At 69.6% G+C, this 4,216-nt stretch carries 2 protein-coding genes and 3 pseudogenes; 2 read left to right on the top strand and 3 right to left on the bottom strand.

Annotated elements, in window-relative coordinates; genetic code table 11:
- A pseudogene (locus tag ABD378_RS44230) lies at positions 1-134 on the top strand (phosphatase PAP2 family protein); the annotation flags it as partial.
- 104 nt (positions 135-238) lie between these two features.
- On the opposite strand, the gene ABD378_RS26375 reads toward ABD378_RS44230, so the two are convergent.
- The gene (locus ABD378_RS26375; RefSeq protein ID WP_344524473.1) at positions 239-463 is read right to left on the bottom strand and encodes an I78 family peptidase inhibitor; all 225 of its coding nucleotides are present in this window, start codon (positions 461-463) and stop codon (positions 239-241) included.
- A 446-nt stretch (positions 464-909) separates the two neighbouring features.
- Between ABD378_RS26375 and ctaD the strand changes: the two are divergent.
- Positions 910-2,481 (top strand): annotated as a pseudogene (gene ctaD, locus ABD378_RS26370) (aa3-type cytochrome oxidase subunit I); the annotation flags it as partial.
- Between the two features lies 1 nt (position 2,482).
- Here ctaD and ABD378_RS26365 read toward each other — a convergent pair.
- Both ABD378_RS26365 and ABD378_RS26360 read right to left on the bottom strand, forming a co-directional pair.
- On the bottom strand, positions 2,483-3,553 hold the full coding sequence (locus ABD378_RS26365; protein WP_344524471.1) for a helix-turn-helix transcriptional regulator: 1,071 nt from the start codon (positions 3,551-3,553) through the stop codon (positions 2,483-2,485).
- Between the two features lie 64 nt (positions 3,554-3,617).
- Positions 3,618-4,216, bottom strand: a pseudogene (locus tag ABD378_RS26360) (hypothetical protein); the annotation flags it as partial.

Below are 4,216 nucleotides of genomic sequence, written 5' to 3'. Positions count from 1 at the left end.
CCTACCTCGCGCCGGGCCCCCACACACCGCGCTCCGAGCGCAGCCCGGTCACCCCTGCGGGCAGCCGCCGCCCGCCACACTCCGAGCGCGCCTCACGCGCCGCCACGTCGGCCCGCCCCGTGGCGGGCGGCTAGCCCCGAAGACAGCGGGGGTCGGTACGCACAACCCATCCCCCGCATCGCGAAGGCCCCGGTTCCGTCCAGGAACCGGGGCCTTTCGCCATGTCTCGTATGTGTCGTCAGCCCTTCCAGCAGCGGACCACGACGCCTTCCTTGACCTCGAAGTTGAGCCGCCCCGCGAGGTACTCCATGGTGATGATCGCGCCCGGCGGCAACGACCTGACAGTGGACCAGCCGCGCTCGCGGGCCTGCTGCTCGGCGCCGTCGGCCGCGAGGCCGACGTAGGCGTCCGTGCTGTCGTGCGGTTCCTGGGGTCCGGCGGGAGGGGTCGGAATAGGTGCCATGGCCGCCACGTTAGGCGGCGCGGCCCGGCCGAGGAAGGCCGTAGCCGGACCACATGCGTCACCGGTCCCTCTCCGGTCACGCTTTTGTCACAGCATCACGACGCCCGTTTCGTCTTAACTCCGTCACACGTACGGGCGGTTCCGGAGTTGTTCCGACGTGATTCCGGGATTTCCCGCGGGCCTCCCGGCGGCGCGCGGAAACGACCGAAATAGCACGGCGGAAAGGGGGACGAGGTACCTTTACACACCCTGCGCAATTTCCGAATCCGGGACGCTCGACGCGATGTGACGCCGTATAGGGAATTCACGGTTCCAACACAGCGGGCCGGTACGCCCCCTGTCGGAGCCGGGTGTGACACGAGCATCATGGCCCCGGCTGGAGGTCCGGGGGCATCCCCGGGAATCACAGCGGCAGGCCCAGCGGCGCGACGGCGAAGGGGCGAGTGATGGGGACTGAGACCGCAACCGCGGCGGCACCACCGGTCCGGCAGAAAAGTCCGGGCCGGGTCCTCGTGGACTGGCTGACCACCACCGACCACAAGAAGATCGGCCACCTCTACCTGATCACGTCCTTCGTGTTCTTCCTCGTCGCGGGCCTGATGGCCCTGATGATGCGGGCCGAGCTCGCCCGCCCCGGTCTGCAGCTGATGACCAACGAGGAGTTCAACCAGGCGTTCACCATGCACGGCACGATCATGCTGCTGCTCTTCGCGACGCCGACCTTCGCGGGCTTCGCCAACGAGATCATGCCGCTGCAGATCGGCGCGCCCGACGTCGCCTTCCCCCGGCTCAACATGCTGTCGTACTGGCTGTTCCTCTTCGGCGGCCTGATGGTGCTCGGCTCTCTCCTGGTGCCCAGCGGTCCCGCCTCGTTCGGCTGGTTCGCCTACGCGCCCCTCAACAGCATGGAGCGGTCACCGGGGATCGGCGCCGACCTGTGGATCATGGGTCTCGCGCTCTCCGGGTTCGGCACGATCCTCGGCTCGGTGAACTTCCTGACGACCATCATCGGGATGCGGGCGCCAGGTATGACGATGTTCCGGATGCCCGTCTTCACCTGGAATGTGCTGTTCACTTCGATCCTGGTCCTGATGGCGTTCCCCGTGCTCGCCGCCGCGCTGCTCGTCCTGGAGGCGGACCGGCGCTTCGGCTCCGTGGTCTTCGCCCCGGAGAACGGAGGTGCTCTGCTGTGGCAGCACCTCTTCTGGTTCTTCGGGCATCCGGAGGTCTACATCATCGCGCTGCCGTTCTTCGGGATCATCTCCGAGATCATCCCGGTGTTCAGCAGGAAGCCGATCTTCGGCTATCTGCCCCTCATCGGCGCGACGATGGCCATCACCGGGCTCTCCATCGTCGTGTGGGCGCACCACATGTTCGCGACGGGCGCGGTGCTCCTGCCCTTCTTCTCCTTCATGTCCTTCCTCATCGCGGTCCCCACGGGCGTGAAGTTCTTCAACTGGACGGGGACGATGCTCAAGGGGTCGCTGTCGTTCGAGACACCGATGCTGTGGGCGATCGGCTTCCTGGTGAGCTTCCTCTTCGGCGGGCTCACCGGCGTCATCCTGGCCTCGCCACCACTCGACTTCCACGTCACGGACTCGTACTTCGTCGTGGCCCACTTCCACTACGTCGTCTTCGGCACCGTCGTCTTCGCGACCTTCGGCGGCTTCTACTTCTGGTGGCCGAAGCTCACCGGGAAGATGCTCGACGAGACGCTCGGCAAGATCCACTTCTGGACGCTCTTCGTCGGCTTCCACGTGACGTTCCTCGTCCAGCACTGGCTGGGCGCGGAGGGCATGCCACGGCGTTACGCGGACTATCTGGCGGCGGACGGCTTCACGGCGCTCAACACCGTCTCGTCCATCGGGGCGTTCCTGCTCGGCATGTCCACGCTGCCGTTCCTCTACAACATCTGGAAGACCGCCAAGTACGGCGAGAAGGTCGACGTCGACGACCCCTGGGGCTTCGGCCGCTCCCTCGAGTGGGCCACCGCCTGCCCGGCGCCGCGCCACAACTTCGTCACGCTGCCCCGGATCCGCTCCGAGTCCCCGGCGTTCGACCTGCACCATCCCGAGTACGCGGCGTTCCAGCCGCCGGGGACCCAGCACCCGGATCCGCAGACCGAACACCCCGGTCCAGGGCCCGGCTCAGGAGGTCTCTCGCCGAGCTGATCCGTTCGGTGAAGTCCGCCGGCTCGACGACCTCGAACTCGAAGCCCATCAGGAGCACATGGATCACCATGACGTCCAGGCTCATGGCGCCCGTGCGCAACAGACAGCTGCTCTCGGACTCGGCCTCCAGCGTGCCGTCCGACGGGGTGACGCGCTGGGCCGCGTCCTCCAGGGGCACCAGGAGCCGGAACACCGCCTGGGCGGCGTACGCACGAGTGGAGACGCCCTTGGAGACGTACGCGGCCAGATCCTCGGCGGGCGGGGTGCGCGGCGCGAAGCGCGGTCCGTGCGGCGGCCTCGGTGCGATGCGGTCCGCGCGGAACGTACGCCAGTCGTCGCGGTCGACGTCCCAGGCGACCAGGTACCAGCGGCGCTCGGTGCAGACGATGCGGTGCGGTTCGACGGTGCGGCGGGTCGAACTGCCGCCGTGGTCCAGGTAGTCGAAGCGCAGGCGCTCCGCGTCCCGGCAGGCGTGGGCGAGTTCGGTCAGGACAGAGGGGTCGACTGCCTGCTGCTGCGGGGTCCTGAGCATCGGCACCGTGAACGCCGTCAGCGCGCCCACCCGCCGCCGCAGCCTGCTCGGCAGGACCTGCTCCAGCTTGGTCAGGGCGCGTACGGAGGTCTCGCCGATGCCCTCGATGCCCTGTCCGGCGGCGGTGCGCAGTCCGACGGCCACGGCGACCGCCTCGTCGTCGTCAAGGAGCAGCGGCGGCAGCTCCGCGCCCGCGCCCAGCTGGTAGCCGCCGCCCGTGCCGGGGCTCGCGTTGACGGGGTAGCCGAGCTCGCGCAGCCGGTCCACGTCACGCCGCACGGTGCGCGGGGTGACGCCGAGCCGGTCGGCCAGGTCCGCGCCCGACCAGTCGCGGTGGGCCTGCAGGAGCGAGAGCAGGCGGAGCAGTCGTGCGGAGGTCTCCAACATGGGGCCGATTGTGCCCGGCGTCGCGGACAGCCACGGTCCGCGATGGCGTCAGCCCTTCATGACGTCAGACCTCGATCGCCTCCGCCTCGCGGATCCGGACCGAAAGGTCGTTGTCGTTCGTGTAGTACGGGCCCGCGTCGAGCGGTCCGTGCGCCGCGGTGTCGAGCCGCACCACCGGGTAGGTGAAGATCTGCTTCTTGTCCGGGACGTCGTCCAGGAGCCGGGCGAGCCGGATCCGCGGTCCGCTCTCGCCCGCCGGGCGCAGCCAGAGGTCCCAGGGTCCCGGGCCGCTGTCGGCGAGCACGTCGCAGTGCAGACCGAAGCTGAACTCCACGCCGTCCGCGGTCAGTTCGGAGCGCTCGATGCGGTCGGGCTCGGCACGGCGGGACGCCTCGGCGTATGCGGCGCCGGTCAGCGCCGTGCCGTACACGCGGCCCTGCGCGGTCACCGCGGCGCCGGCGATCCTCAGCTCGCCGATCTCCGCGTGCGGGGCGCGCAGCCAGCTGCGTACGGAGAGGTTGCCCTGCTTGGTCGCGTACGGAATGCGCACGGCGATGTGGCCGCGGGCCCCGCTGGGGGCGCGGTCGACAAGCGAGCGCAGGTCGTTGCCGCCGGGCGCGAGGCGGCGCGGGGCGGCGCCGTCGACCTCCGCGTAGGCGTTCC

Source organism: Streptomyces rectiviolaceus (genome assembly GCF_039533825.1).
Taxonomy (GTDB): domain Bacteria; phylum Actinomycetota; class Actinomycetes; order Streptomycetales; family Streptomycetaceae; genus Streptomyces; species Streptomyces rectiviolaceus.
Note: the sequence above shows the minus strand (reverse complement) of the source record. Positions and strands in the feature narration are given on the sequence as shown.

Excerpts from the sequence above, each read along its gene's own strand:
- ABD378_RS26365 (WP_344524471.1), bottom strand. The coding sequence starts at position 3,553 with ATGTTGGAGACCTCCGCACGACTGCTCCGCCTGCTCTCGCTCCTGCAG.
- ABD378_RS26375 (WP_344524473.1), bottom strand. The coding sequence starts at position 463 with ATGGCACCTATTCCGACCCCTCCCGCCGGACCCCAGGAACCGCACGAC.